We start from the raw sequence: 26,379 nt of genomic DNA, 5'->3' as shown, positions 1-26,379 counted from the left end.
CAGCGCCACGCTTCCACCGGCACTCCCTTTCCCTGCGTTCAGAAAGCCTCCATGAGCGATTCATCAGACACCCCGCGCAAGACCCCGCTGACCACCGCCTTCGGCGCGCCCGTGGTCGACAACCAGAACAGCCTCACCGCAGGCCCGCGCGGCCCCGTGCTGATGCAGGACGTGTGGCTGCTCGAGAAGCTCGCCAACCTGAACCGCGAGATCATTCCCGAGCGCCGCATGCATGCCAAGGGCTCGGGCGCCTTCGGCACCTTCACCGTCACGCACGACATCACCAAGTACACGCGCGCCAAGCTCTTTGCCGCCGTGGGCAAGAAGACCGAGATGTTCGCCCGCTTCACCACCGTGGCCGGCGAACGCGGCGCGGCCGATGCCGAGCGCGACATCCGCGGCTTTGCACTGAAGTTCTACACGGAGGAAGGCAACTGGGACCTGGTGGGCAACAACACCCCCGTCTTCTTCCTGCGCGACCCGCGCAAGTTCCCGGACCTGAACAAGGCCGTGAAGCGCGACCCCAAGACCAACATGCGCAGCGCCACCAACAACTGGGACTTCTGGACGCTGCTGCCCGAGGCGCTGCACCAGGTGACCATCGTGATGAGCGACCGCGGCATTCCGGCGAGCTACCGCCACATGCACGGCTTCGGCTCGCACACCTACAGCTTCGTCAATGCGCAGAACGAGCGCTTCTGGGTCAAGTTCCACTTCAAGACGCAGCAGGGCATCAAGAACCTCACCGATGCCGAAGCCTCGGCGCTCGTGGGCGGCGATCGCGAGAGCCACCAGCGCGACCTGTTCGACTCGATCGGCCGCGGCGACTTCCCCAAGTGGACGCTGTACGTGCAGGTGATGGCCGAAGCCGATGCAGAGAAGGTGCCCTACCACCCCTTCGACCTGACCAAGGTCTGGCCCAAGAAGGACTACCCGCTGATCGAAGTGGGCGTGATGGAGCTGAACCGCAACCCCGAGAACTTCTTCGCCGACGTCGAGCAGAGCGCCTTCGCGCCGAACAACCTCGTGCCGGGCATCAGCGTCTCGCCCGACAAGATGCTGCAGGCGCGCCTCTTCGCGTATTCGGATGCGCAGCGCTACCGCCTGGGCGTGAACCACCACCAGATCCCGGTGAACGCCGCGCGCTGCCCGGTGCACAGCAACCACCGCGACGGCACGATGCGCGTGGACGGCAACTACGGCGGCACGCTGCACTACGAGCCCAACAGCTTCGGCCAGTGGCAGGAGCAGCCCGACTACCGCGAGCCGCCGCTCAAGCTGCGCGGCGATGCGGACTTCTGGAACTTCCGCGAGGACGACGCCGACTACTACAAGCAGCCCGGCGACCTGTTCCGGCTGATGAAGCCCGAGCAGCAGCAGGTGCTGTTCGATAACACGGCGCGTGCGATGGGCGACGCGCCCGAGTTCATCAAGCGCCGCCACATCGACAACTGCACCAAGGCCGATCCAGCCTATGGTGCAGGCGTGGCGAAGGCGCTGGGTCTTTGAGGAGTCCTCTCCGCTCGCAGCATCAGGAAAGCCGTTCGAGTTCCGCCGTCAGGAACTCGATGAAAAGCCGCGCACGTGCCGGCGCCTGTCGTCCGAAGGCATGCAGGGCCGAGATGGTGACGAGCGGCAGCGGCTGCAACGGCAGCACGGGCACCAGGCGCCCCGCATCGATGTCGTCCTGCACGAACAACCGCAGGATCTGAATGACGCCCAGATCGCCCAGCGCCGCGATGCGCAGCGCAACGCTGTTGTCCGTGTCGAACACGCCGGCCGGGTTCAGCACGCTGCCATCGGCGAAGCGGATCGGAAATGCCTTGCCGCCCAGCATGTAGCGCACGTGCGCGTGACCGCTCAGGGCATCGATCGAATCGGGCGTGCCGCGGCGTGCCAAGTATCCGGGTGACGCCACCAGCACGAGCGGCATGTCGGCGAGGCGTCGCGCGGTGAGGTCGGAGTCGGCGACCTGCCCTGCGCGGATCGCGATGTCGTAGCCCTCGCGGATCAGGTCGACGTGCCGGTCGGCAAGGCTCATCTCCAGCTTCAGGCCGGGATGCCTGGGCAGGAACCTGCCGACCAACGGCTCCAGAAGAATTCGCCCGAGATCACCGGGCGCTGTGATGCGCAGCATTCCTTGCGCGATGCCGGCGGGCTGTATCACGTCGCTCGCCTCGGCGAGCGCACGCAGCAGCGGCGCGATGCGTTCGTAGTAGGCGGCGCCTTCCTGCGTGAGCGACAGGACCCGTGTCGAGCGCTGGAAGAGACGGACGCCGAAGCGTTGCTCCAGCCGCGCGACGCCCTTGGAGACCGCCGACGGTGACGTGCCCAGCCTCCGTGCGGCCGCACTGAACGAGCCGGCCTCGACGGAACTCGCGAAGGCCACCAATCCGGGTGCGTGATCTAGAACATTCATTGAAGACTCCTGGGCACAAGTGTTTCCATTTTTGCCCACTACTTAAGTCCGCACGGAAAACCTAAATTGAAGACTTCTCTCTCTGTCAATCAAGGAAATACGTCATGCAAAAACTCTCCGGAAAAGTGGCCGTGGTCACCGGCGGCAACAGTGGCATCGGCCTGGCCTGCGCACAGGCTTTCGCGGCGGAAGGCGCCCATGTCGTCATCGTGGGACGGCGCCAGGACGCGGTCGACACCGCGCTGGCGAGCATCGGCCCGGACGCGATGGGCTTCGTCGGCGACGTGGCCGATCTTGCGATGCACGACCGGCTGCTCGCTGCGGTGAAGGCGCGGTTCGGCGCCATCGACATCTATGTGGCGAATGCGGGAACGGCCATTCTCGAGCCGTCGTCTGCCGTCACCGTGGACAACTACGACGTGCAGTTCGCTACCAACACGCGCGCGGTGTTCTTCGGCGTGACCAAGGCGCTTGCGTTCATGCGCGATGGCGGCTCGATCATTCTCACGAGCTCGATCGCCAGCGGCAAGGTGATGGACAACCACGCGGTCTACGCGGGCAGCAAGGCGGCCATCGAGGCCTTCGCGCGCAACTGGGCGCTGGAGCTCAAGACCCGGCGCATCCGGGTCAATGTGCTGAGCCCCGGGGCCGGTCGACACGCCGATCCTCGCGAAGCTGGGCATCTCGGAATCGGCGCGGCCAGAGTTCGACAAGACCATGGCCGCGGCGATCCCCTTGGGCCGGCTGGGGCAGCCGAATGAATTGGCACAAGCAGCGCTCTTCCTTGCGAGCGACGACAGCGTGTTCGTCACGGGCGTCAATCTGAAGGTCGACGGCGGCATGGCGCTGACGTGATCGGTCGCGTCGCGCCTGAATCTGCAGCCCCCTCTCGTCAGGCCTGAGCCACCGTGCGCGGAGGGAGAAATCCCTTCGCGTTGGCCAGGTCGGGCCACGGCAGCACAGTTTCTCCGGCAACCAGCCACTTGCCGCCGATCCGCCGAAGCCGCAGTTCATAGAGCGCCGGATCGGCGTCCTGGCTCATCCGCCGGAAGAGGATGGCGGTTGCCTCGTCGCCCTGCTCCTCGATGTGCAGGATTCGCTTCTCCGTCGACAGCGGCTTCTCGCCCGCGTCGCGGCGGCTTCTGAATTCGGCCATCATTTCCGGCTTCGAGAAGCGGGCAACCTCTCCTTGCGGCGTCAGCACGAGGAAGCCGAGGTCCTCGGTGTAGAGCGCCTCCATTTCATCCATCCGGTAGTGGCTTCCGGTTTCGGCGAGCACGTCGATGAAGGCGACGATTTCGGGGTTGTGAGATGGAGGCATGGGAGATTTCCTTTTGCTGAAAGATCAAGAGAGCACGGATGCAGGGTCTCACCGCGGCGGATAGAGTTCGCCGAACGGGATCGCCGGCGGGTCGTAGTCGTGGCCCGCGCAGCTGATTCCCCGGAACTCCACGGGAAACTCTTTACGGCAGCCCGGCTCGGCGATGACCACCTTGGCGTCAAGCGTCGGTTGGCGCCTGGAGGAAATCGATGCGGAGGTGCCAGAAGCCGAAGCGGCGTCGGTGCAGTTGGCAAGGGCCGGCAGCAGCGAGAGGATCGCCAGCCCGCAGGCCAGTCGGCGAAAGATGATCGGTCGATCGATGGGATATGCAGCAGATGCGTTCATTGCGCCGTTCCTTGCGATGGATGCCTGGTGCATTCATCGTAGGTTTGGCGCCTGCGCTTCGGTAGGTCCGCGCAAGGACGCGCGCTGGTTCCGGTTCGGCATCAATGCCGCGTTGCCGGCGCGGGGCTCAGGCGGCGCTCAAGCGACGCTGCGGGCCTCGGGCCACGCCTTTCGGCTCCATCGCTTGATGGGGACGTCCACCAGATGCAGGCAGATCGCCGCCATCGCGAACGAGAAGACGATCGTCGCGCTCAGCGTGATCCACAGCGGCTGCGTATAGCGCAGCAGCAGGACCAACGGGAAATGCCAGAGATAGATGCCGTATGACAGCCTGCCGATGTAGACCATGGGCCGTGAAGCGAGGAACGACGCCTTCCTGTTTTCGGCGGCATGGCAGACAAGCACGAAGGCGGACAGCTCCGCCAGGGTGATGCGCAGCGTGACGGCCTCCGTCTGGTCGATCGTCGGCAGCGAAGGCAGCGTCATGAGCACCGCGAGCGCCACGCAGGCCATCGCGAGTGCATGCCTCGATACCTTGAACCGGGTCAGCGCCGCAATGGCCCCGAGCAGGATGCCGCTCATTCGCGTGTCGAAGCAGAAATAGGCCTGCGCCCAGGTCCAGTTCAGGGCCACGAAGTACCGCCACGCGGTCACTGCAAGGAATGCCGATACGAGCCAGCGGACCGGATGCCGCGTTCGCAGCACCAGCGGCAGCAGCAAGGGCCAGAGCAGATAGAACTTTTCCTCCACGCCCAGCGACCACGTGTGCCCGATGGTGTAGGTCAGCTCCCAGAAGGGCAGCGCATAGTCGTAGACATAGAGTGCGGCCAGGGCGGCCGACAGCCATCGGTTGTCCGCCGGCCAGAGGATGGGCGCCAGCACCACGTAGGCCGCGATCATGAGCAGCAAGGTCGGGTACAGCCGCAGGGCCCGGCGGGCGTAGAAGCGCCCGACCTCGATGCCGCCATTGCGGTATTCCGTCGCGAGCAGCGACGTGATCAGGTAGCCGGAGAGCACGAAGAACACGTCCAGCCCGACGAACCCGCCGCGGGCGCCCGGGACTTCGCAGTGGAACAGGACGACAGCGAGGATGGACAGCGCGCGAACACCATCGAGCGCCGGGTTGTACTGCATGCGAATCCCCGCTCAGCGGCTGGCCAGCGGATCCGGCCGGCACGGCTGCAGGATCGTCGCACCGCACGCCGGATAGCTTTCCGGTCCCTTGACGTTCTTCAGCACGCCGAGCCGCACCACGGAGTCGTACCGAGCGTTGTGCAGCACGTGCACGCGCTGCTTCTGCGTGAAGGTGTCGAACACCAGGCCGCCGGTTTGGGCGGGCGTGTCGATCCAGACCCGCAGCCGCGAGCCGCTGCGAAAGTAGTGGCCCATCTTGTGGATCTCGACGCGGGCAAGGACTGGCCGGCCCGGCAGCAGCGGCATGGGCTGTTCCGGCCGTTCAAGGCGAACAGGCAACAACGGCGTCGAGCGCACGGTGTCCAGAGTGCGGTTCGACAAGCGCAGCCAGCCACGCTGGACATAGGTCTCCTGCCCATCTGGCCGCAGTTCGGTAACGGTGACCTGCATGTCAGCGTCGCCGGCGCTGGCCGTGACCCAGAGGTCGGCGCTGCCTGGCCCGTAGACCATCATGTCTTCACCCAACGGCGGCGATGTGTAGGCCACGCCCGTGGTCTTCCAGTCGCCAGGCAGCGGCCCCCAGAAGCTGCCTCCCGCAATGTCGTTGACGGCCACACCGGCGCCCGGGTAGTCGAATCCATCGGCGGCTCCGGAGCCAGGTGCGTCGGCGAGGGTCTGGCCCGCACCCAGATGGAAGGCCTTGACGGCCAGGTCGTCGCTGCGGATCGGTCCCCTTTGCACGACCCAGCGAGGCTTGGGAGAAACGCGTTGCTCCAGCGCATTGCCGCTTGCGTTTGCTTCGGCGGCTTCCATCCATACGGTGGTGCGTGGTGTGTCACGGTCGAATCCATTGTTCTCGCCCTTGACGAAGCGGTCGAGAAAACGCACCGCCATCGCCTGGAAGTCCGCGGCCAGGTACATGTTGTGGCCGCCGTTCGTCTGCACCGACCAGAGTTTGGCCGGATCGAGTCGGGACTGGTAGTAGCCGCTGCGCGGCGTGATGGCCTGGTCCTGGAACGCTTCGAGCGACAGCACGGGAACCCGCACGCGGTCAGCATGCGGCGCCAGGTCGAAGCTCTTCATGTGATCGTCCCGCAAGGGATGCGACAGGAACAGGTGCATCACGGAGTTCGTGTCTTCGGCCGCGAGGTTCTTGGGGATCTGGGCTAAGCAGGCAGTGTCGCCCTCTTCGGTTGCGGTCTGCGCGACCACCTTCTCCCAGTAGGCGCGCATGGCGCTGCGTAGGGGCGTGATGAAGCCGGGCGCCGGCACGCCGCCAGGCATCAAGGCGTCGCGGAAGTCCGTCAGCACCATGCCGGGCACGATGGCCCGAAGATGCGGCGGCCGGTGCTGCGCCGTCGCCAGTTGGGAAGAACCACCGTACGACCAGTTGACCATGCCGACCTTGGCATCGGACCAGGCTTGCGACGCCGCGAATTCGACAGCTTCGGCGCCGTGTCTTCCGAGCTGTGGCCGCGTGTACTCGAGCGGGCCTGCGGAGCATCCGCTGCCCGCGGCATTGACGCCCATCACCGCATAGCCGGCCTCGACGAGCCGCTTGTCGAGTTCGACCGACATCGATGTCTTGTATTGGAGATAGGGCGTTCCGCCGATCGAGCCGGCGTCGTAACCGTTGATGCTCAGGATGACGGGGAACCTGCCAGATGCCTTCGGCAGGAGCACGCTGTAGCGCAGCCTGATTCCGTCGGAAGTCGTGAAGTAGCCGGTGAGACGCTTCGCCCAGAACGGTGCGGCCGGCCCCTGCGCGGGGAAATCAAAAGGCTGTGATGCCGGCAGGCCCGTGTCGGGATCCAGCGGGGCATCCTGCCCATGTGCCGCGAGCGACGTGACGAACGCCGTAGTGAGTGTGATGACGGCGACGATGAACTTCTTCATGGTTCTTGTACTCGGGGTGCTTGCTGGATCGGCGGCGGGAGGCGATGTTAGGGCATCGCTGCGTTGTCGGCAGTCTTGCGCACGACAACCTTGGCGTTGGAAAGTACATACGGGCCGACGCTGCCTTGCGATTGCGATCGGCGGCTCGGAGCACGCCATCGAACGATTGATGTCCATCGCTCAACACCGTGCGGCCTTGCGCGTGGCTAGTGGCCGGCCCTGCCCGAACCTACGATCGATGCGGCTTTCAAGGCCCCGGCGCACGCATCACGGATGTCGCGGGTTGGGCACCCCACTTCATTCACGACGCGACGACGGAAATATTCAGATGACGGATTCAGTGACCTCAAACGATCGCATGGACATGCGGAGGCGCGGACTGCTGCGCGGCGCGGTGGCGGGCGCGAGCATCGCCGGACTGAGTCTGGCAGTGGGCGGCAGCGTGGCATCTGCGAAGGGCTTCGCATCACCCGCCCTCGCACTCGCGCATTTGAAGAACGTGGACGCCGGTGTCTTGAACATCGCTTACTACGAAGCAGGTCTGGCGAATGGCCCCGCAGTGGTGCTGCTCCACGGGTTCCCGTATGACATCGAGGCGTACGCAGAGGTCGCCCCCATCCTGGCGGCCGCGGGTTGCCGGGTGATCGTCCCCTATCTGCGCGGCTTCGGTCCCACACGCTTCCTGAGCGCAAGCACGCTTCGTTCAGGCGAATTTGCGGCGTTCGGCGCGGACCTGTTGGCCCTGCTCGACGCATTGGCGATACCGCGCGCAGTGCTGGCGGGATACGACTGGGGCGGCAAGGCGGCCAGCGCTGTCGCCGCCCTCTGGCCCGAGCGCTGCGCGGGGTTGGTGTCGGGCAACGGCTATGCGTTCGCCGATCCGTCCGCGGCATTGACTCCGGCGAAGCCCGAAAGCGAGATTCCGCTCTGGTGGCAGTTCTACTTCCAGACCGAGAGAGGACGCGCCGGTTACGCAAAGTACCGCCGCGAGTTCAATCGGCTTTTCTGGAAGCAATGGTCACCGACCTGGCGCTTCGACGACGCGACCTTTGCACGCACTGCCCCATCGTTCGACAACCCTGACCATGTCGAGGTCTCCATACATTCGTTCCGCCACCGATTCGGCGCAGTCCAAGGAGACCCCGCCTACGCCGAGATCGATCGCAAGCTTGCGTCGCTGCCCGCGATACCGGTGCGGACGGTGACACTGGATGGCAGCGACGATAGCGCCCATGGACCGACCGACGGTTCGGCCCAGGCGGCGAAGTTCACCGGGCCACGCACACACCGTGTGATATCGGGGGCGGGGCACAACCTGCCGCAAGAGGCGCCGAGCGCGTTCGCGGATGCGGTGCTCGAGCTCGTTCGCGCGGACCGTCGCGCGCGTTGAGCTTGCGCTGCGCTGCACAGGGCGCGCCCACCTCCCGCTCGTGACTTTGCGTGGCCTTCGGAAGCTGCGCCTGATAGGCCACCTTGATGTTCGAGCCGGAAGAGATCGGTGAGGTTGAGCATGCGGCTAGCGCTCGAGCCATGGGCGTTACCTCTCACCGACCGGACTGAGCCAGTCGTCAACTGAAGGCGTGGGTCTTGCCGCCTGACGCGACCTCAAGCGTGTCCTGGGGTTTCGCGAAAGGCTGGTGAACGTCAACGGCCTCATAGGCTCTCGACGTTGGCGACGTTCAAACCTCAGTGAAGCCAACTGACAGGCAGGTATGCAATGACTCCAGGCATTCGAACTTCTCGATAGCCCTTATTTACGTTCGAGCGAGACGGGTGACGACTGCAGCGCGCTCCGCTTGTTGGATTTCGCCGATCTCTGACCCTAGATTTCCATTTGGTGCTGGAGGACGTTGCATGGGATTTGTGGCGCGACGAGCACTTGCGAGCGATGCCGCCAGCCGAGGCCGCGGTGGACTGGTTGAAGCCCATTACCGAATTGGAGTAGGTGGAGTAGATTGCGATTTCCAGCAAGCTATGTCAGCCAGCCTGCGGCGTTGAAAGGACGACCGTTTATGCTCATGGACTTTCTTCGGCGTATCGAAAACGCCTCGTTCCCGCTCGCGGTCAAATCGGAGAATGAAATTCGATGCACGGCGGTCCTCGCCGCTGCCGAACTTGTGCAAGCGGTACTGCCGCCTTCCAGTAGTGAAGGAGTAGACAAGCGAGTCGCGATCATCCTGAGAATCACCCCCCACGGGCGTGCAGAGTTAAATCGAATGCGAGAAGCTGGCGAGACGGATTGAGGGGCCGACCATGTGCATGCGCTGTCTCCCCTGAGGACCGCGAGATCGAAGGCTTCTGGGGCATCGATCGCAAGAAGCAGCGGACGGAGGCTTGGAAGAACCTGCTGACGGTGTTCCCGTTGTCGATGGTGACGTTCATCCGGCGCGCGCCGGTCAACTGAGTTTCGTGCCAAACCCGAAACCGAACGTGCCGCCCTTGGGCTTCTTCGCGGGCGCAGCGGCTTCGTCGCGCGGACCGAGGCCCAGGTCGTCGATCATCTGCTGCAGCACCAGCAGGCCGACCGCCATCGCTTCCTTGTAGCTACCCATCCACTTGTCGGCGCGCTCGATCTGCGCCCAGTTCGATGCGCGCGAAGGCCGAGGCCAACGGTGTCGATGACCTCGTGCAGATCACCGCACAGCAAGCTCAAGAGATGGAGCCGCAACTGCATTGCACGGCAACGCTGGTATACGGCTTTCAGAAATCTCAATAGAAGAAAGCATCGCGTGCTTTACTCAGGCCTCACCCCCGAAGGCTCGCATGTACTACGAGATCGCGAATACCAGCACCCGCATGCTGGGCATGCATCCACCTGTACCCGCGCGATGGGGCGCCGCCGCCAAGTCCGATTGAAGCTGCGTATCAGTGGGCCAAGAAGCTTTGCATTGAGCACAACGGGGCCGACTTCCCACCGCTGATGCGGTTGCCTGCCGGGCAGGATCTGGAACAGCTGATTCCCGGCGCACTTGGCAATACCTGATCGGCCTTATGCCGCTAGGCGCTGATCTGACCGCATTGCGAGCATTGAAGTTGTGGGGCGCCTTTTTGTCCCTGGTGCGGAACGCCCTCGCTCCCGCGCTTGGGGAGAGCGGCGTTTACCTCGCTCTGGCGCCGCGTGCGAGTGCGCAGCAGCCCTGTGCGCTGCTGCTCATTGACCGGTTTGGCCACTCTGTGGGGGCCTACTACGTTGCCGGAATGTCGATCTCGATCCAGGCTGGCGCATGGTCGCTCGCACCGGTGCGCCCGCGCACGTCGCGGTCCACGCCGGCATTGCGAAGCATTGGTGCGAGATCCGCATTCAGCAGCAGGTGGTCGATGCGAAGTCCAGCGTCGCGCGGATAGCGGTTGCGCCAGTACGTCCAGAAGGTGAACGGCACACGGTCGGGGTGGCATGTGCGGATCGCATCGGTCCAGCCTTGTTTGAGCAACTGCGCGAACGCCGCCCGGCTTTCGGGCTGCAGCAGCGCGTCTTCGCGCCACGAGGCCGGGTTGTAGATGTCGGCATCGGTCGGCACGACGTTGTAGTCGCCGGCCAGCACGACGGGCATGCCGCTCGCAAAGAGTTTCTTCGCATGCCTGTTGAAGGCTTCGAACCATTGCAGCTTGTAGTCGAATTTCGGCCCCGGCTGCGGATTGCCGTTGGGAAGGTAGAGGCAGCCGATCAGCACGCCGTCGACCACCGCTTCGATATAGCGGCTCTGCGTGTCGGTCTCCATGCCCGGCACGCCGCGGCCGGTGTCGATCGGCTCTTTCCCGTGCGCGAGGATGGCGACGCCGTTCCATGCGCGCTGCCCGTGCGCGACGATGCCGTAGCCCGCGGCCCGAATCGCATCGACCGGCAGGTTGGCGTCAGGGCTCTTGATTTCCTGCAGACAGGCCACATCGGGCTTCGTTTCGGCAAGCCATTCGAGCAGGCGGGCGAGGCGGCTGTTGATGCCGTTGATGTTGAATGTGGCGATCTTCATCAGGGGCAAGTCGAGGGGGCGGGAAGGACGGGCAATGAACGCGTGAAATCGTCCGCCCTTCATCCTCCCGCTGTCCGGACGCTAGCCGATGCGGTTCTCGAGCGGGTCGGCAGGCATTCGCGAGAGAAGCTCGAAAGCCGGGCGCTGCCTGTGCCCGCGCTCCACCGGGGCGACCACGCTGGGCTGCGACGCTGTGCCAAGCGCGCTCCACAGGCCGGCGAACCGAATGTCCGCCTCCTTGCGCAGCCTGGCGATCTGCTCGATGCGGGTGTCCGGGATGCCCAGGCGCCCACCTTGCGTACGCTGGTGAAGCTGGTGAATGGCTGTGTAGGCGGCAGTTTCCGCTGCCATCCAGGCAACGAATGCAGGGTCGGGGTCTTCGGCCATGGTTTCCTTCTTCCTTCAGTGGTGCCATGTCTGCGCGGCGACATGGAATCTAGAGACCTTCGGGCAGCCTCTTGTAGTCCGGCGCCCCCAAGGTGCGCCGGAATGCGCCGTCGCGCAACAGGCACGTCGCAAGGATGTTTCACATCGGCACCTGGGCACGTGTATAGAAAACAGAGTTTTGTGCCTTCGGGATCGAGGGACCGCACAGAGGACCTCGGCGTGGAAGGTGTGGCTCGACGGCTTGTCGAAGACATCGGCGATCTTCGAGTAACGGTGCTGCGAGCGCACAAGAAGGCCAAGCCTGCGCGTGCTGTAACAGCCGCGGTCGAGACACCAGAGCAGACGGCACGACATGCGTGTCAAACCCGCGCACAAGTTGGCGACCTTCCTACGCAGCGCTTCGAGCGGGTCGCCAACATGGCATCCAGATCATTCAAGGAGCCGCCATGCCCAACCCCCTCACCGCCCATCCGCGGCCACCGTTCAACACGCCGCCGCAGACGCCGCCCGGACTCGAATCCGCGATGGAGCCGCGCCCGGACTTCGGCGAGTCGTCGTACGTGGGTTCCGGCAAGCTCGTCGGAAAGTCCGCGCTCATCACAGGCGGCGACAGCGGGATCGGCCGCGCCGTGGCGCTTGCGTTTGCACGCGAAGGCGCTGATGTGCTGATCTCTTTCCTGCCCGAGGAAGAATCCGATGCGCACGTCACCGCGCAACTCGTCGAGCGCGAGGGCAGGATCTGCCTGGCCGTGCCGGGCGATATCTGCGAGGAGGCGCACTGCATCGAACTGGTGAACAAGGCCATGGAGCGCTTTGGCCAGCTCGACGTGCTGGTGAACAACGCCGCCTTCCAGATGACGCACAAGGATCTGGCCGAGATCAGCGCAGAGGAGTTCGATCGCACCTTCCGCACCAATGTCCATGCGAACTTCTTCCTCTGCAAGGCCGCCGTCGCCCACATGAAGCCGGGCAGCGCCATCATCAGCACCGCCTCCGTGAACGCGGACAAGCCCAATGCGACGCTCGTGGCCTATGCCGCGACCAAGGGCGCGATCCAGAACATGACCGGTGGCATGGCGCAGTTGCTGGCGGAAAAGGGCATCCGCGTGAACTGCGTGGCCCCGGGCCCCTTCTGGACACCGCTGATTCCGTCGACCATGCCGCCAGAGAAGGTGAAGGAGTTCGGCATGCAGACGCCGATGAAGCGCCCGGGTCAGCCCACCGAGTTGCAGGCGGTGTATGTGCTGCTGGCCTCCGACCAGGCCTCGTACATCTCGGGTGCGACCATTCCCGTCACCGGCGGGGTTCCGTTCATCTAGCAGCGGTTTTCCATCGCAGTGGGCCGGGATTGCCCGTTCACGCCGGCCCCTCTATGAGCGCCGGTCGGATGGCACGATCATTCGTCGGCTGAAGTGCGAAGTCTTTGCGATGGGGCTCTTATCGTACATTCTTGGATGAATTGGTCAGCGCGTCGCCGCACTCGCGCAAGTGCGGCTTCGCGCGTTGGCTGCCGAGCGATCACCAGAACACATCGTTGCGTGCGCCCCTGACGAATTTCCGCCTTGCCGTTGAAAAAGCCGCCCTCGCAAGCTGCGGTCGGTGGCGCGTGACGCCCTCCGCTTCACGCCGCAGCTTGCACGAAAATCAGCCGTCGTTTACCACTTCACCCGCACTCCCAGCGACCCATTCACCGAACTCTTTACTTTGGTATTGCCGCCGCTGGCCCAGAGTTTGCCGATTTCGCCATACAGGCTGGTTGTCTGTCCCAGGGCCAGCGTGAAGCCGCCGGCCAGTTCCGTGCTCATGCCGCCCGTGGGCGCCAAGATGTCGGTCGTGGTCGCGCCGTTCAGGAAGCTCGCCACGTCCGCGCCGCTCGACGTCTTGTAGACATTGAAGCGGCCGTACGGCTGCAGCGTGCCTGCACCCGTGTCGATCTCGCCCTTGACCCGCACCCCGGCGCGCGCGATCCAGCCGCTGTCGGCCTGCGCCGTGGCGACGGCGCCGGCGATGGCCGAGTTGTTCAGGTCCATGTGCTGATGGATCAGCTGCATCTGCGGCTCGATGCTCCAGCCGCTGCCGCCCAGCGCGAAGGCCTGGCCCAACTCGATCGAACCCAGCAGGCTGTTGCCCTTGCCTTCGGTGCCAAGCGTGGCGTTCGGCTGCACCGTGTAGCGGTGGCGGCCCGTCTGCACCACGGCATCGGCATAGAAGCCGCCATCGGTGTAGGTGCCGTAGATGCCCACGTACTGGCTGCGCAGGTCGTTGCGGCCCACGCCCAGGTTCTGGAGCCCGCTGGCAAAACCGTTCACGCGCGCATCGCCGTCGAGTTGGCCGACATAGAGACCGGCGCGCCAGTTCGGCGTCGTCAGCAGGTCGGTGCCGGCCTGGAAACCCGTGAGGCGCCCCTTGCTGTTCGGCGAGACGGTCCCGCCTTGCTGGATATCGATATCGGTCGAGAGAACTCTGGCCCAGGCGCGGCGGTCTGCGCCTCCGGGCGTGGTGACGGTGCCCTTCACGTCGTCGTCACCCACGCGCTTGCGCAGGTCGCCCAGCATCGCGAGGTTGCCCTGGCGCAATTGGCTCGGCAGGGCCGCGTAAAGCGAGGCTTCGGCGCGGTAGGTGACCACGGGCAGCACGGGTGCGCCAGGCGTCGTCGGCGGCGTAACCGCAGGCCGGTCCGAACGCAGGTACCAGTTCTCGCCCGCACCGGCGGCATCGCCCGCGTTCAGGCGGTACTCGTAGGCGCCGGCATCCACATGGCCGCCCGCGAGCGCGAAAGCGTCCTTGCTCGTCTGCGCGGTGGTGGTCGCGCCGTTCTGCGCGGTGATCACCTCGATGCCGTTGCCCGTGGTGAACGCGCCCAGGCCGCCGAGGTTGGTGACCTGCACGCTGGTCTTGCCGGTGGCGCTGCCGCCGTTGATGACGAGGCGGTCCGACGGGCCGGCCCCGCTGTTGAGCGCGGTGCCGATCTTGAGCACGCCGTTGGTGCCCACGTAGTTGCCGTTGACCGTGAGCGTGGTGCCCGCGACCGCACCGGCGAGCGAGACGGTGCCGCTGTTGGCCAGCGAGGCCACCGTCTGGCTGAAGCCCGCGAGGTCGAGCGTCGCACCCGTCGCCACGCTGTGGGCCGAGCCCGCGCTGAAGGTGTTCGCCACGCCGGCCTTCAACGACCCCTGCGCGACGTTCGTCGCCCCGGTGTAGCTGTTGGCCCCCGACAGCGTCAGCGTGCCCGTGCCCTGCTTGGTGATGAAGCCGCCGCCACTGATCGCGCCGCCCAACGTGCCATTGAAGGCGCCGGTGTCGATGATGGGATCGTTCTGCCCCGTGAGTTGGATCGCGTTGGCGATCGTCAGGTTGTTCGCACCGAAGCCGAGCGTGGTGTCGTCGTCCATGGTCAGCACGCCGGTGCCCAGCGCCTGGCTGTGGCCGACATTCAGCCGGCCTTGGCGCAGCGCCGTGCCACCCGTGTACGTGTTGGCGCCCGAGAGCGTGAGCGTGCCGCTGCCGACTTTGACGATGGAGCCGCCGGTGCCCGCGCCCGGCTGCGCGAACTGGCTGCCCTTGTCGCTGACCACGCCGGCGATGACGTCGCTGGTGTTCAGGCCGCCGACCGTAAGTTGGGTGGCCCCCAGCACCACGCCGCCCGCGCCCGAGAGCGCGCCGATCGCGATGCCGGCCTTGGACGTGACGCCCGACACGTCGACGGTTCCGCCCTTGGCGTTGGTGATTTGCGCGTTCGCGGCCGAGGCGGTGTCCGCGAAGTACGCGGTACCGCCGTCGAGGTTGCCAATGTTCACGCTTCCCGCCGATGCGGCGTTCGCAAAGCGCACCAGGCTCTTGTCGCCGTTGAAGATGGTGGCGCTGCCTGCGTTGCCAGTCTGCGTGAAGTCGACCGTGCCGCCCAGATTGGTGATGGTGGCGCTGGCCGCGGTGCTGGCACCGCCAAAGACCAGCGTGTTCGCGCCCGGCGTCTGCCAGCCGGCACCGTTGAGCGAGAGCTTGGCGGTGGAGGCCGTGGCAGTCCCGTCGAACGACAGCACGTTGCCGCTGTCGGCGCTGCCGGTGCGGCCGACCCGGTAGCTGTTGGTGCCGGCGTCAGCGCCGTCGCCGAACGCGAGGCGAGTGCCATTGCCTTGCTGCTGCACCGGGCCCTGACCGAGGGTGGCGCCGCCGTAGACGAAGATGCTCGCGCCGTCCTGCAGCGTCGTACTGCCGGCGTAGCTGTTGGCGGTGGTCAGGCTCAGGATGCCGCCGTTGCCCTGAACCGTGAGGCCGCCGCCGCCGGTGATGCCGCCGGCCGCACCGAACGAGCTGCCCACGAGGTCCAACGTGCCGCCCGCCGCGCCGAGCGTGATCGCGCGCTTGGAGTCGATGGCCACGGGGCCCGCCGCACCCGCGACGCGCAGCGTGCCGCCGTCCAGCGTGAGGCCGCCGCTGGCCGCGCCCAGGTTGTTGTCGGCGCCGATCTGCAGCGCGCCCCCGCGCACGGTGGTGCCGCCGGAGTAGGTGTTGGCGCCCGAGAGCGCCAGCGTGCCGGCGCCGGTTTTCAGGACACCGTCGGTGCCCGCGATGACGTTCGCGATGCCCGCATTCCAGGCGGAGCTTCCCGCGCTGCCGTCGCCGACGCGGACCTCGACCGGGCCCGGCGCGGCCTTGTCGGCGACCAGCGTGATCGTGTCGCCGGACAGCCGGTAGCCGTCGCTCGCGAACTGCATGCCCGTGGCCGAGACGGCCCCGGCGCTCTTGTCGACCACCACCTTGCCGGCTGCGCCACCGAAGATGGCGAAAGCCGGCTGGGGTTGCATCACCGATGTGACGGAACCCGTCGCATCGGTCCAGTTCGGTTGCGTGGTGCTCCAGGTGCCGTCGCCGCCGCCCATCTGCGACGCATTGGCGAGGCCGTTGCCGTTCCAGTAGTTCAGCGTCAAGCCGGCCGTGTTGATCAGGTTGACCTGCTTGCTCGCCGCAAGGTACTGGAGCGACAGGCTGCCGCCAGCCGGCACGCTGCCCAGCGCAATGCCGCCGTTGCTCTGCGTGAGCGTTCCGCCGTAGCTGAAGAGCCGGTAGAGACCGGCCCCCATGCCGCCGGTGTCCGTCACATTGAGCGTGGCACCGCTGAGCGTGAGATTGCCGCCGACCGCGACGCTGTCGCCCGCCCCCGGCACCGAGAAGCTGCCGCCGGGCGCGCCGAATTCGAAGTCGAGCACGCTGCCCTTGGCCAGGTCCAGGCTGCCGTCGATGGTGAGCGTGCCGATGGAGTTGCCCGGCGCGAGGTGCGCACCCGAGGCAAGGGCCACGTCGCCGCCTATGCGCCCGCGGCCTCCCAAGGTTGCGCCCGAAGCCACGTCGACCGCGCCGCTGAGGCGCGCGCCTGTGGAACTGTCGCCGCCGACCACCAGCTTGCCGGCCTGCACCGACGTGAGGCCGGTGTAGGTATTGAACCCGTCCAGCATCAGCGTGCCGGTGCCCTGCTTGACGAGGGTCGCGCCTGCGCCCTCGATGCCGCCCGCAAAGACCGTGTCGTTGGCGGTGCCCAGGGTCAGGGCCTTGTCGCCCAGGACGATCGAACTTGTCCCGCCGTTGAGGTCGCCCAGCGTGAGGGCCGCCGCCTTCGAACCGCTCACATCGAACAACGCGCCGTCGCCGAGCGTGAGGGCGGTGCCCGCCGCAAGCGCGCCGTTGCCGGTGAGGTACAGATTGCCTGTATCGAGCGTGGTACCGCCGGTGTAAGTTTGCGCCTGGGTGAGCGTCCAGCTTCCGGCATCCAGGATATGCAGCGCCCCGCCCTTGCCGCCGCCGATGCCGCCGTCCTGGATCACGCCGTCGAACTGGGTTGTGCTCGAGGCGTTGTTGGTCGTGAGGGTCTTGCTGCCGATGGCGACCGTGCCGGCGCCACGAAGGAAATTCAACGATGCGCCGTTGGTGGTCTGCGAGACATCGATCGTCGCGCCGGCCGCCACGGAAACGTCTTGCCGGCCGACGGTGCCCGCGCCCTTGAGCGCGAGCGTGCCGGCGTTGACGATCGTGGGGTCCACGTAGTCGCTGCCCGCGCTCTCCAGCGTCAGCGTGCCCAGGCCGTCTTTCTCGAACTGACCGAAGACACCCTGATAGCGCAGCGCACCAGTCAGCGTGAGATCGAAGCCGTTGGTGTCAATCGTCGCGACACCGCCTATGAACACATCGCGGGCCACCGTGAACGCACCGGTGGCACGCAGCGTGCCATCGTTCAGGCTGACCTTGCTGCCTGCCGCGCCAAGATTGGCGTCGCTGCCGGCGAGCAGCGTGCTTCTGTTCACCGCCAGTCCGCCTTCGAAGGTGTTGTTGCCCGTCAAGGCGAGCGTGCCACCCGTCACGGCCAGACTGCCCTTGCCTGAAACGGTGCCGGAGAACACCGTGTCCACGCCGGGGCCGCCAACCGAGAGCGCGGCACTGCCAAGCGCGACGTTGCCGGAGCCCGCCAGCGAACCGAAGGTCTGGTCGAAGCCCCTCAGGTCAAGGGTGGCGCCGGCGCCGACGCCCACCGGCGTGCTGGCGTTGAAGACGTTGGTCAACCCCATGGCCAGCGTGCCTGCCTGGATGTCCACGCTGTTCGCACCGATGGCGCGATCGAGCGTCCAGGTGCCGATGCCATCCTTGACGAGCTTGCCGCCAAAGAACGTGCCGCCGGTCACCGCTTGCGAGTAGAGCTGAGTGCCGGCGCCCGTCAATGTCAACGTGGAGGTGGTGTTGTTTGCCGCATCGATCAGCAGAAAGCCGTCGATCTGGCTGCCCGTAAAAAGCGTCACGTCATTCACCGCGCCCCGCAAGTCGACGGCGCCGTTCATTTGGCCAGCGTTGCTCAGCTTGGCGTTGCCCGCCTGCACCAGTACCGCGTAGCCGACGCCCGTGATGGTCGAGCCCGCTTCGTTCACGACTTCGCCAGCGCCGCCCAAAGCGATTGCAGCAGCAGCCTTCGAAACGATGGAACTATTGCCCGCGTTCAGGACCGAGCCGCCACCATAGAAGAGAACGCCATATCCGCTTGTGCCTTCGACACTTGCACCACCGGTATTTCTCAATGTCGCGGCCCCCCCGTTGCCGATGATGCCCGTGCGCAAGGCCGTGACGTGGCCGCCCGCGTTGTTGACGACGTCGACGGCGTTCAGGCCGATCCCGTCCTCACCGAGGATGGTGCCGCTGTTGTTGATGGTGCTGGGGATGGTGGCATTCGTGGTGACGCCGGTCGTCCCCAATGTCGACTGTCCGAGCGTGCCGGTGTTGTTGAGCACCGCACTTTTGTCCATGTACACCGGAGTCGCCGAGACGCCGCTGCAATCAATGACAGCGCCCGTCGTGACGCAATTCGCCTGCGCAGAGCCACTCATGCCAAAGGCGCCCACGGCCAGCAAAGCGGCGACCGCATGGCTCGTGTGCACGCGGGAGCGGCTGCGCTTTCCGCGGGCACTGGCGTTCTCCGAAACCGCCACCCATGCGCCCGTTGCGGCGTTCCAAAGTGACTTGTAGGTGCGATTCATGGGCGGGGTCCTCTGTGCGAAGTGAAGAACGAGCGCCCGCTGTCGGGGCGACGAAGAATGGATGAGATCAGCTCGGGCCAGGCTGCAGCGTCAGGCGTACCTGGCGGGGATCCGGCCAAGTCGCGCACGGTGCGTGGGACAACTGCAGAAGACGCATCAGGTTTGGCGGTGGCACGTCGCGTTGCGCGTCGTGCGGTACGAAAGGCTTGCCTTTGTGGGCGAAGCTGCCCAGGTTGCTACTTTGGGTCTACCGGTTTTCATGGCGCGTCCTCCCGGTGATCGCACGGCTTGTGCGGCCAGATGCATTGCCGGGTCGCGGCGGATTTTGCGTCGTCTCGCCAGCGATTGCACCTTACTTCTTCTTGCAATGTTGCGGCTCGGTCACGCTTTTCCAATCGGACGTCCGACTGGCTGTGCCACGCATGCACGGTGCGCGCTGCATCAACGCTGGCCAAGTGGATCGCTCGGCATGAACTTGAAGATCATCGCGAAGAGCAAGGTCAGGATGCCCAACGAAACCAGGACATTGAGTCCTTGGAGCAGTATTTCCCAACCCGGAAACAAGCCCGTGCTCCAACTGCCCAGGGGAGAGCCGGGGCGTTAGCCAATTCCTGCAACCTGGGCCACGGCAGCGCAAAAAAGGGCGGCAATGACGCCGCCCTAACCCCAAACCTAACGCACTGGATCTGTCGCCGAAGCGCTGCAGCCGCAGCCCGCCCATAACAGGCGGTGCTGGGTGCAGCGGTCAGACCCTGGGCGGATCGTTTTCCCGTCCGAAGTGACGGTGCGCACCCATGGCCGAAATGAACGCGGCGATCCCATCGTCAGCCGCGGCGACGTCCGCCAAGATGAGTCCCGGATCGACTGAACCATTCGGCATCGTCATCGGAATTTGCGCCTCGGCCAGCAACGCTTCGGACGCACCGAAGGCGAGGATGGTTTTGCAGTGCCAGTACTGGTCGCGAAGAAACTCCTGCGTGTGGGCGTCTTGGTCGAGAGCCGCCACAGCGGCTTCGCCATCGGGCAGGACAAGCGCATCGAACAGAAAGCCGGGCGAGTTCTCCATGGTGGCGTCCGCTTCGAACTTCTCGCCGCCAGCGCCGACGTAGGTTCCGAGCCGAGCGGCTACAAGACGCGGGACAGCGCCCTCCGCCACAAGGGATGACACCAGCTTCTGTAGAGAAGCGCCTTCGACGCCGTGGTCAATGAGGACTGCCACCTTCCGTGTGCGGATGCCACCGTCACCCGGTCGAGCCATCAGCGATAGCGCTGACGACGTCTCCACCTCGGGTGGCGCAGGGTTTTCCAACGCTTTGGGCAAAGGCGCCGGCAGCTCCATGCCCAGGTCTAGGGCCAGCCGTTGCGCCAGGTCAGGGGCCGCGTTGAGCAGGCTGGCCACCACGCGTTGGCGGATCGCCGGAACAGTGACCTTGGAAAGCTCGAAGCGAAAAGCGTTGCCGATGTGCGCCTTCTCCACTTCTGTCTGGCTTTCGAAGAACAGCCGGGCCTGCGTGTAGTGGTCGGCAAACTTCTCTGGTTTGACCCGGACCTTGTCCGCGCTCTCTTTCGCATCCAGTCGCCTGGCCACGCTGGTGAAGCCCTGAGCTGCGCCGGCCTGGAACGGGCAGCCGCCGGCGAGGGAATTAGGCTCGTACGCCACGCGGCCACGGTTGACCGCCTGACGATGCATGCCGTCGCGCTGGTTGTTGTGCACCTGCGCGATCGGCGCGTTGATTGGCAGCTCTTGAAAGTTCGGCCCGCCCAGCCGGGTGATCTGGGTATCGACGTAGGAGTGGATGCGTCCGGCCAACAACGGATCGTTGGTGAAGTCGAGTCCGGGAACGATGTGGGCGGTGCAGAACGCCACCTGTTCCGTCTCGGCAAAGAAGTTGTCCGGGTTGCGGTTGAGCACCATGCGACCGACGACCTGCACAGGAACCAGCTCCTCCGGGATGAGCTTGGTGGCATCTAGGATGTCGAAGCTGAACTGCTCCGCCTGCTCCTCAGTGAAGATCTGCAGGCCCAGTTCCCACTCCGGGTACTCGCCAGCTTCGATGGCTTCCCACAGGTCGCGCCGGTGGAAATCCGGATCAGCGCCAGAGATCTTTACGGCCTCTTCCCAGACCAACGAATGCGTGCCCAGCTTCGGTTGCCAATGAAACTTCACGAGGAAGCTCTCACCTGCCTCGTTGACCAGGCGGAACGTGTGGACGCCGAAGCCTTGCATCATCCGGTAGCTGCGCGGAATCGCCCGATCGGACATCTGCCACATGAGCATGTGCGTCGACTCCGGCATCAGCGACACGAAATCCCAGAACGTGTCGTGCGCGCTGGCTGCTTGCGGCATCTGATGGTGCGGCTCGGGTTTGACCGCATGCACAAGGTCCGGAAACTTCATCGCGTCCTGGATGAAGAAGACAGGCATGTTGTTGCCGACCAGGTCCCAGTTGCCTTCGTCGGTATAGAACTTGACCGCGAAACCGCGCACGTCGCGCGCAGTGTCCTTGGACCCGCGCTCGCCAGCCACGGTGGAGAAGCGAACGAACACCGGCGTGATCTTGCCGGCTTCCTTGAAGGGGGCCGCCTTCGTGAATTTCGTCAGCGGTTCATAGCACTCGAAGAATCCGTGCGCACCGGAGCCTCGCGCATGGACGATGCGTTCCGGAATGCGCTCGTGGTCGAAGTGAGTGATCTTCTCGCGCAGGACGAAGTCTTCGAGCAGCGCCGGCCCCCGGGCGCCTGCCTTGAGCGAGTTCTGGTTGTCGGCCACCGCCACCCCCTGATTGGTGGTCAGCGTCTGCCCGCTCGAGTCCACGCGGACCCGATCCAGCGTGTCGATGGTCGCGTTCACACCTTCGTGGGCCATGGCGCCTGTCTTGTTGGAAAAGTTCTTTTCGGACAGCGTGCTCACTCCGGGCAACGGCGAGGGCGGCGCGATCGTAGCGCCTGCAGGTGTCGAGCCTGCGTTCTCCTCACCGTACTCCGAGGGCTTGTTGGCATTCGCCTGCATGCCGCTGGCGAGCTTCTGCGTATCGATGGCCTTTTGCGCGGGGAGATCGCCTTTGCCAGCAGCGGGCGGCGCGGGGTTCGCGGGCCCACTGTCGGTGTTGCGGGCTGCGGCACGAGCGGCGTCGAGCTCGGCTGCGGGTGGTGCGGAAGCGGACGGTTTCTTAGCCATGGGTCTCTCCTAGATGGGACGCCGAGACTAGGTGTGTGATTCAGGAGCGGATGTAGGAAAAATGCGCATCGGTGGCGCACCGGCGACCAATCGCGCGCCTTCGCCGCTGGCGATCCGGTGAGGGTCAAGCGGTTCGGCCCCGCGGTTGCCATCGCTTCAGATGGCGGGTCGGTCACCGTCGGCTTTGCCGATGCAACCGAGCGCTGCTTTCATCCGGACTATGTGACCCGCGTGCGTCCGGTTACGGCCGTTGCGACTTGAGCAAGGTGAGCGTGGTGTTGTCCGGGATGCCCTCGTAGTAGCGTTCCAGGATTTCCTTCATGGCGGTGTCCTGCGGCGCCGCCTCGGAAAACAGCGTCGCGCATGAACACAGCTTCATGTCGTCCGGGGATCCGAAAATTTGATGGATGGTGCGTCCACGAACTTCAAGGACCAAGCGTGCGCATTGCAACAGCCTGCTGCGCAGCAAAGGATGGGCCCAATACGCCCTCGCCTCCTCGATGCCCTCGATGCCGAAAAACTTGGCCGTCGGGCTTCGCCCGAGGGCCTTCAATTGCGGGAAGATGAACCAGATCCAGTGCGTGGTCTTCCGCCCTGCCGCGAGCTCTTCACACACGGTTTTGTAAACGGGCTCCTGCGCTAGAACGAAGCGGTTGAGATCAAAGGACATGGCGGTTCCCTGAGCTTGAGCCGACAGGAGCCATCATGATCCGCTGACCGTCTACCAGCACCGTGCAGGCGCCGCACTGGCCGTGGTCGCGGCCCTTCTTCGTGCCCGTGAGCCCCAGGCGGTCACGCAGCAGATCGAGCAAGGTAACCCACGGCTCGACCTTCAAGGTGTGCATGGTGCCGTTGACATCGATGTCGATGGCACAGGCTTCGGGTGGCGTGCTGGAAGCCGAGTTATTGCCGGGAGCGGGTGACACCTTGGCATCCATAGGGCATTCCTTTCGATGTTGCCGACCCAAATCTGAACGGAGCGGCGATGCGGCGCGGTAGGAATGGGACGACCGACGCGTAGGCCGCTCCACCGTGAGCCGAAGGAAGACCGTAAAAAACATCCATAAACCATCCACATGGATGGTGATAGGATGGCGCATGCCAGTCAAAGCCCCACCCCCACCAGTCGTACTCAAGACTCCCGAGTCCGAGAAGATCACCATCAACATGGGTTTCGTCGACTTGGGCCACATCGACCTCCTCGTGGCGGAGGGCTTCTATTCGAACCGCACGGATTTCATCCGCACCGCCATCCGCACGCACCTCGCGTCGCACACCGACGTGCTGCGGCAGGCCGTCTCGCGCAAGATGCTGGTGCTCGGGCTGCAAAGCTTTTCAGCTGCAGACCTCGAGGCCGTGCGCGCCGCGGGCCAGACGCTTCAGATCCGCGTGCTCGGCTTGGCAGTCCTCGCGCCCGACGTGAGCCCCGCGCTCGCCGGCTCGGTCATCGACTCGATCACCGTGCTCGGCGCATTCCACGCGTCACCGGCCGTCAAAGCCGCGTTGGCCGGCCGTATCCGCTGAACACCGATCAACACACACCGGGCCGTCCAATGAATCCTCTTTTCACGGGCCTCATGACCGAGGCAGCCCACCTCACCCGCCATGGTCGCCTGGCCGAAGCCACCGATGCGATCCAGCGCGCATTGCGCGGCGCCGCCGAGGCGTCGCCGGCGTCGCCCGCCGCGCCGCTTCCCTCGACGACCGACGCAGATGTCATCGACGTCGAGACCCGGGTGGCCGACGTCGAACGCGAAGCGCCTTCCCCCCGCAAATCGGAAGGTATCGACCGATGGACGCGGGGCACCTTCGCGCACCAGGGCCGCACGATCGACTACATGCTCTTCGTGCCCGCGGCAGCCGCCGGACAGCCCGCGACTCCGCGGCCGCTGGTCGTGATGCTGCATGGCTGCACTCAGGACGCGGCGGACTTTGCGGCCGGCACGCGCATGAACGAGCACGCGCGCGAACGCGGGGTGATCGTGCTGTACCCCGAACAGGCGCAGCGGGCCCACGGCCAGAAATGCTGGAACTGGTTCAAGACCCAACATCAGCAGCGCGGACGCGGCGAGCCGGCATCGATCGCCGCGCTCACGCTGCACATCGCCGACCAACAGCATGCGGACCGCAGCCGGATTTACGTGGCAGGCCTGTCGGCGGGCGGCGCAATGGCGGACGTGCTGGGCCATTGCTACCCCGACGTCTACGCGGCAGTCGGCGTGCACTCGGGGCTTGCACATGGTGCGGCCCACGACATGATGTCGGCACTGAACGTGATGCGAACCGGCGCAATGGCTGCTCGTCCCGCCGCGGATCCGGCCTTGCGGCCTACCATCGTTTTCCACGGTGATGCCGATACGACGGTGCACTCGAATAACGGGCTGGCCATCCTCGCCGACGCCTCATCGGGCGAAGTGCGCGAAGGCCGATCGCCTGCGGGACAAGGCTTTACGCGAACGCTCTACCCGGCGTCCACAAAGCACGGCGATGCCGAGCACTGGCGCATCCACGGGGGCGGCCACGCATGGTCGGGCGGCAGCGCGCAAGGCAGCTATACCCAGCCTGATGGCATCGATGCCAGCCGGGAGATGCTGCGGTTCTTCCTGGCCCATCGCCTGGACAACGCCTCTAGCTGACTTCCTTGAGCGAGGCGAGACTCACCGGCCCATCCTGGCTCGCGAAGGTGGGCGCTCCGCCCTCTGCGTTCTGCTGCTGGCTCACGCCGGAGATCCGATGGCTGCCGGTGTCGTACTGCCTGACCTTGCCGTTCTGCTCGACAGCAAGCCGTCGATGATCGGGAAAGAAGGCGTATCGAACACCGTTCTGACCGCCAGTACTCGACGGATTCGACAGCCCTTCGGGCCACCAGCTGTCGTCGGGCGCGGGCACCGGCTTCATCGGGGCCATGGCCTTCATGGGGTTCATCGGTTGCATCGACGTTCTCCTATTTCTTATTTCCTATTTCGGCGTGTGTAGAAGGGGGGCCGCGAAGGAAGGGGGTTGCGAAGGAGACATTTGGGCGAAGCCCGCTCAACCACCTTGTCGGGTGGCACGGGCATCTCGTGTAGGCGAAATCAAACCGGACGGGATCGCTGCCTACCTCGGCTTGCGCAACGAACCGACTGAAGCCGGGCATCGCGCGTCAAAAAGTCAGGCTTCCACAACAAGGAGCAGACATGGCCCAGTACGGCGTCGATTCACCGGTCAACATGATCGAAGGGGCCGCAAGCCAGAGCGGCGTGTCGTGGGGCGCGATCCTCGCTGGTGCGGTAGGAGCCGCGTCGCTGTCGCTCATTCTTCTGCTTCTAGGCACGGGCCTGGGCATGTCGTCGATCAGCCCCTGGACCGACCGCGGCGCGAGTGCCGCAACCATCGGCATTGCAACCATCCTCTGGCTCACCTTCACGCAGATCGCCGCGTCGGGCATGGGCGGTTACCTCGCCGGCCGGCTGCGTACCAAATGGGCCGGCGTCCACAGCGATGAGGTGTACTTTCGCGACACGGCCCACGGCTTCCTCGCGTGGGCTGTGGCAACGCTGCTGACGGCGGCATTGCTCGGGTCGGTCGTCGGCTCGATCCTCGGCGCCGGCGCCCAGGCGGGCGCCACGGTGGCCGGCGGCGCGGCGACAGCTGCCACCGCCGCCAGCGCAGGCGCGGCTGGATCGCCGGCAGGCTCGGAGAGCAGCACGGGCCCGATGAACTATTTCATCGACTCGCTGTTCCGCCGCGACTCCGTCGGCACGCCCGCGGCGCCTGCCGACGGCATGGCACCCACAACGGCGGCCGCAGCGCCCAATGGCAACACGGCTTCGAGCAACGCGGAGATCAGCCGAATCTTCCTGAACAGCATCCGCACCGGCGCGCTTCCTCCGGAAGACGCGCGGTACGCGGGCCAGGTCGTCGCGCAGCGCACGGGCCTCAGCCAACAGGATGCGGAGAAGCGTGTGAACGATACGTACGCGAAGGCCCAGGCCACCCTCAAGGACGCACAGGCGAAGGCCAAGGAAGCAGCAGATGCGGCGCGCAAGGCCTCGGCCTATGGCTCGCTATGGCTTGTGATCTCAATGCTCATCGGCGCCTTTGTCGCGAGCTTTGCAGCCACCAGCGGCGGCCGCCGCCGCGATCTCTGAACACCATCACACTTCACCACTTGCAAGGAGACTTCCATGCGTTCGCTTTTGCTTTTATTTCTTGGTGTCCCGATCCCGGTGATCATT

18 protein-coding genes and 2 pseudogenes are annotated in these 26,379 nt (G+C 65.4%); 7 read left to right on the top strand and 13 right to left on the bottom strand.

Annotated features, from left to right (window positions below):
• Positions 1-51 precede the first annotated feature (51 nt).
• A complete protein-coding gene (locus GNX71_RS13810; RefSeq protein WP_206178836.1) occupies positions 52-1,509 on the top strand; it encodes a catalase in 1,458 nt (485 codons plus the stop codon).
• 22 nt (positions 1,510-1,531) lie between these two features.
• Here the strand turns inward: GNX71_RS13810 and GNX71_RS13805 are convergent, their stop codons facing one another.
• Complete coding sequence (locus GNX71_RS13805; RefSeq protein ID WP_206178835.1) at positions 1,532-2,419, bottom strand: LysR family transcriptional regulator; 888 nt, start codon at positions 2,417-2,419, stop codon at positions 1,532-1,534.
• A gap of 104 nt (positions 2,420-2,523) precedes the next feature.
• Between GNX71_RS13805 and GNX71_RS13800 the strand changes: the two are divergent.
• A pseudogene (locus tag GNX71_RS13800) lies at positions 2,524-3,274 on the top strand (SDR family oxidoreductase).
• A gap of 37 nt (positions 3,275-3,311) precedes the next feature.
• Here the strand turns inward: GNX71_RS13800 and GNX71_RS13795 are convergent.
• The 4 genes from GNX71_RS13795 to GNX71_RS13780 form a co-directional block, all read right to left on the bottom strand.
• Positions 3,312-3,740, bottom strand: a complete 429-nt coding sequence (locus GNX71_RS13795) for a hypothetical protein (RefSeq protein ID WP_206178834.1) — start codon at positions 3,738-3,740, stop codon at positions 3,312-3,314.
• Positions 3,741-3,788: 48 nt separating this feature from the next.
• Positions 3,789-4,085 (bottom strand): hypothetical protein, encoded by a 297-nt coding sequence (locus tag GNX71_RS13790; protein WP_206178833.1) that lies wholly within the window; start codon positions 4,083-4,085, stop codon positions 3,789-3,791.
• A gap of 138 nt (positions 4,086-4,223) precedes the next feature.
• A complete protein-coding gene (locus tag GNX71_RS13785; protein WP_241027263.1) occupies positions 4,224-5,219 on the bottom strand; it encodes an acyltransferase in 996 nt (331 codons plus the stop codon).
• A 12-nt stretch (positions 5,220-5,231) separates the two neighbouring features.
• Positions 5,232-7,115: a CocE/NonD family hydrolase gene (locus GNX71_RS13780; RefSeq protein WP_206178832.1), complete on the bottom strand. Its 1,884-nt coding sequence runs from the start codon at positions 7,113-7,115 to the stop codon at positions 5,232-5,234.
• 328 nt (positions 7,116-7,443) lie between these two features.
• Between GNX71_RS13780 and GNX71_RS13775 the strand changes: the two genes are divergently transcribed.
• Positions 7,444-8,505, top strand: a complete 1,062-nt coding sequence (locus tag GNX71_RS13775; protein WP_206178831.1) for an alpha/beta hydrolase — start codon at positions 7,444-7,446, stop codon at positions 8,503-8,505.
• Between the two features lie 1,006 nt (positions 8,506-9,511).
• On the opposite strand, the gene GNX71_RS13770 is transcribed toward GNX71_RS13775, so the two are convergent.
• From GNX71_RS13770 to GNX71_RS13760, 3 genes are all read right to left on the bottom strand, one after another.
• Positions 9,512-9,667, bottom strand: coding sequence for a hypothetical protein (locus GNX71_RS13770; RefSeq protein WP_206178830.1), 156 nt, complete (start codon positions 9,665-9,667; stop codon positions 9,512-9,514).
• Between the two features lie 633 nt (positions 9,668-10,300).
• Positions 10,301-11,083 (bottom strand): exodeoxyribonuclease III, encoded by a 783-nt coding sequence (locus GNX71_RS13765; RefSeq protein WP_206178829.1) that lies wholly within the window; start codon positions 11,081-11,083, stop codon positions 10,301-10,303.
• A gap of 81 nt (positions 11,084-11,164) precedes the next feature.
• Entirely contained in the window at positions 11,165-11,470 is a 306-nt protein-coding gene (locus GNX71_RS13760) for a hypothetical protein (protein ID WP_206178828.1), read from the bottom strand.
• Between the two features lie 524 nt (positions 11,471-11,994).
• On the opposite strand from GNX71_RS13760, the gene GNX71_RS13755 reads away from it, so the two are divergent.
• A complete protein-coding gene (locus tag GNX71_RS13755; RefSeq protein ID WP_241027317.1) occupies positions 11,995-12,789 on the top strand; it encodes a glucose 1-dehydrogenase in 795 nt (264 codons plus the stop codon).
• Between the two features lie 336 nt (positions 12,790-13,125).
• Here GNX71_RS13755 and GNX71_RS13750 read toward each other — a convergent pair whose 3' ends face one another.
• The 4 genes and pseudogenes from GNX71_RS13750 to GNX71_RS33770 all read right to left on the bottom strand — a co-directional run.
• Positions 13,126-18,984 carry an autotransporter outer membrane beta-barrel domain-containing protein gene (locus tag GNX71_RS13750; protein ID WP_206178826.1) on the bottom strand — a complete coding sequence of 1,953 codons (5,859 nt, stop codon included), beginning with the start codon at positions 18,982-18,984 and terminating at the stop codon, positions 13,126-13,128.
• Positions 18,985-19,729: 745 nt separating this feature from the next.
• A complete protein-coding gene (locus tag GNX71_RS13745; protein WP_206178825.1) occupies positions 19,730-22,162 on the bottom strand; it encodes a catalase in 2,433 nt (810 codons plus the stop codon).
• Positions 22,163-22,403: 241 nt separating this feature from the next.
• Positions 22,404-22,832, bottom strand: a complete 429-nt coding sequence (locus GNX71_RS13740; protein ID WP_206178824.1) for a DUF1810 domain-containing protein — start codon at positions 22,830-22,832, stop codon at positions 22,404-22,406.
• 37 nt (positions 22,833-22,869) lie between these two features.
• Positions 22,870-23,100, bottom strand: a pseudogene (locus GNX71_RS33770) (2Fe-2S iron-sulfur cluster-binding protein); the annotation flags it as partial.
• A gap of 160 nt (positions 23,101-23,260) precedes the next feature.
• Between GNX71_RS33770 and GNX71_RS13730 the strand changes: the two are divergent.
• Positions 23,261-23,686, top strand: a complete 426-nt coding sequence (locus GNX71_RS13730; protein ID WP_206178823.1) for a CopG family transcriptional regulator — start codon at positions 23,261-23,263, stop codon at positions 23,684-23,686.
• Between the two features lie 53 nt (positions 23,687-23,739).
• On the top strand, positions 23,740-24,798 hold the full coding sequence (locus GNX71_RS13725; RefSeq protein ID WP_241027262.1) for a PHB depolymerase family esterase: 1,059 nt from the start codon (positions 23,740-23,742) through the stop codon (positions 24,796-24,798).
• Here GNX71_RS13725 and GNX71_RS13720 read toward each other — a convergent pair.
• Positions 24,791-25,096, bottom strand: coding sequence for a hypothetical protein (locus GNX71_RS13720; protein ID WP_206178821.1), 306 nt, complete (start codon positions 25,094-25,096; stop codon positions 24,791-24,793). The two genes, GNX71_RS13725 and GNX71_RS13720, sit on opposite strands and share 8 nt — an antisense overlap.
• Before the next feature lie 242 nt (positions 25,097-25,338).
• Here GNX71_RS13720 and GNX71_RS13715 point away from each other — a divergent pair, with 242 nt between their 5' ends.
• Positions 25,339-26,292 carry a hypothetical protein gene (locus GNX71_RS13715; protein WP_206178820.1) on the top strand — a complete coding sequence of 318 codons (954 nt, stop codon included), beginning with the start codon at positions 25,339-25,341 and terminating at the stop codon, positions 26,290-26,292.
• Positions 26,293-26,379 lie beyond the last annotated feature (87 nt).

The organism is Variovorax sp. RKNM96, assembly GCF_017161115.1.
In the GTDB taxonomy this organism is placed as follows: domain Bacteria; phylum Pseudomonadota; class Gammaproteobacteria; order Burkholderiales; family Burkholderiaceae_C; genus Variovorax.
Note: the sequence above shows the minus strand (reverse complement) of the source record. Positions and strands in the feature narration are given on the sequence as shown.

What these genes read in the sequence shown, in the direction of transcription:
- GNX71_RS13740 (WP_206178824.1), bottom strand. Translation starts at nt 22,832, where the DNA reads ATGTCCTTTGATCTCAACCGCTTCGTTCTAGCGCAGGAGCCCGTTTAC.
- GNX71_RS13750 (WP_206178826.1), bottom strand. Translation starts at nt 18,984, where the DNA reads ATGAATCGCACCTACAAGTCACTTTGGAACGCCGCAACGGGCGCATGG.
- GNX71_RS13775 (WP_206178831.1), top strand. Translation starts at nt 7,444, where the DNA reads ATGACGGATTCAGTGACCTCAAACGATCGCATGGACATGCGGAGGCGC.
- GNX71_RS13715 (WP_206178820.1), top strand. Translation starts at nt 25,339, where the DNA reads ATGGCCCAGTACGGCGTCGATTCACCGGTCAACATGATCGAAGGGGCC.
- GNX71_RS13720 (WP_206178821.1), bottom strand. Translation starts at nt 25,096, where the DNA reads ATGCAACCGATGAACCCCATGAAGGCCATGGCCCCGATGAAGCCGGTG.
- GNX71_RS13805 (WP_206178835.1), bottom strand. Translation starts at nt 2,419, where the DNA reads ATGAATGTTCTAGATCACGCACCCGGATTGGTGGCCTTCGCGAGTTCC.
- GNX71_RS13755 (WP_241027317.1), top strand. Translation starts at nt 11,995, where the DNA reads ATGGAGCCGCGCCCGGACTTCGGCGAGTCGTCGTACGTGGGTTCCGGC.
- GNX71_RS13780 (WP_206178832.1), bottom strand. Translation starts at nt 7,115, where the DNA reads ATGAAGAAGTTCATCGTCGCCGTCATCACACTCACTACGGCGTTCGTC.
- GNX71_RS13730 (WP_206178823.1), top strand. Translation starts at nt 23,261, where the DNA reads ATGCCAGTCAAAGCCCCACCCCCACCAGTCGTACTCAAGACTCCCGAG.
- GNX71_RS13795 (WP_206178834.1), bottom strand. Translation starts at nt 3,740, where the DNA reads ATGCCTCCATCTCACAACCCCGAAATCGTCGCCTTCATCGACGTGCTC.
- GNX71_RS13745 (WP_206178825.1), bottom strand. Translation starts at nt 22,162, where the DNA reads ATGGCTAAGAAACCGTCCGCTTCCGCACCACCCGCAGCCGAGCTCGAC.
- GNX71_RS13770 (WP_206178830.1), bottom strand. Translation starts at nt 9,667, where the DNA reads ATGGGTAGCTACAAGGAAGCGATGGCGGTCGGCCTGCTGGTGCTGCAG.
- GNX71_RS13725 (WP_241027262.1), top strand. Translation starts at nt 23,740, where the DNA reads ATGACCGAGGCAGCCCACCTCACCCGCCATGGTCGCCTGGCCGAAGCC.
- GNX71_RS13810 (WP_206178836.1), top strand. Translation starts at nt 52, where the DNA reads ATGAGCGATTCATCAGACACCCCGCGCAAGACCCCGCTGACCACCGCC.
- GNX71_RS13760 (WP_206178828.1), bottom strand. Translation starts at nt 11,470, where the DNA reads ATGGCCGAAGACCCCGACCCTGCATTCGTTGCCTGGATGGCAGCGGAA.
- GNX71_RS13790 (WP_206178833.1), bottom strand. Translation starts at nt 4,085, where the DNA reads ATGAACGCATCTGCTGCATATCCCATCGATCGACCGATCATCTTTCGC.
- GNX71_RS13785 (WP_241027263.1), bottom strand. Translation starts at nt 5,219, where the DNA reads ATGCAGTACAACCCGGCGCTCGATGGTGTTCGCGCGCTGTCCATCCTC.
- GNX71_RS13765 (WP_206178829.1), bottom strand. Translation starts at nt 11,083, where the DNA reads ATGAAGATCGCCACATTCAACATCAACGGCATCAACAGCCGCCTCGCC.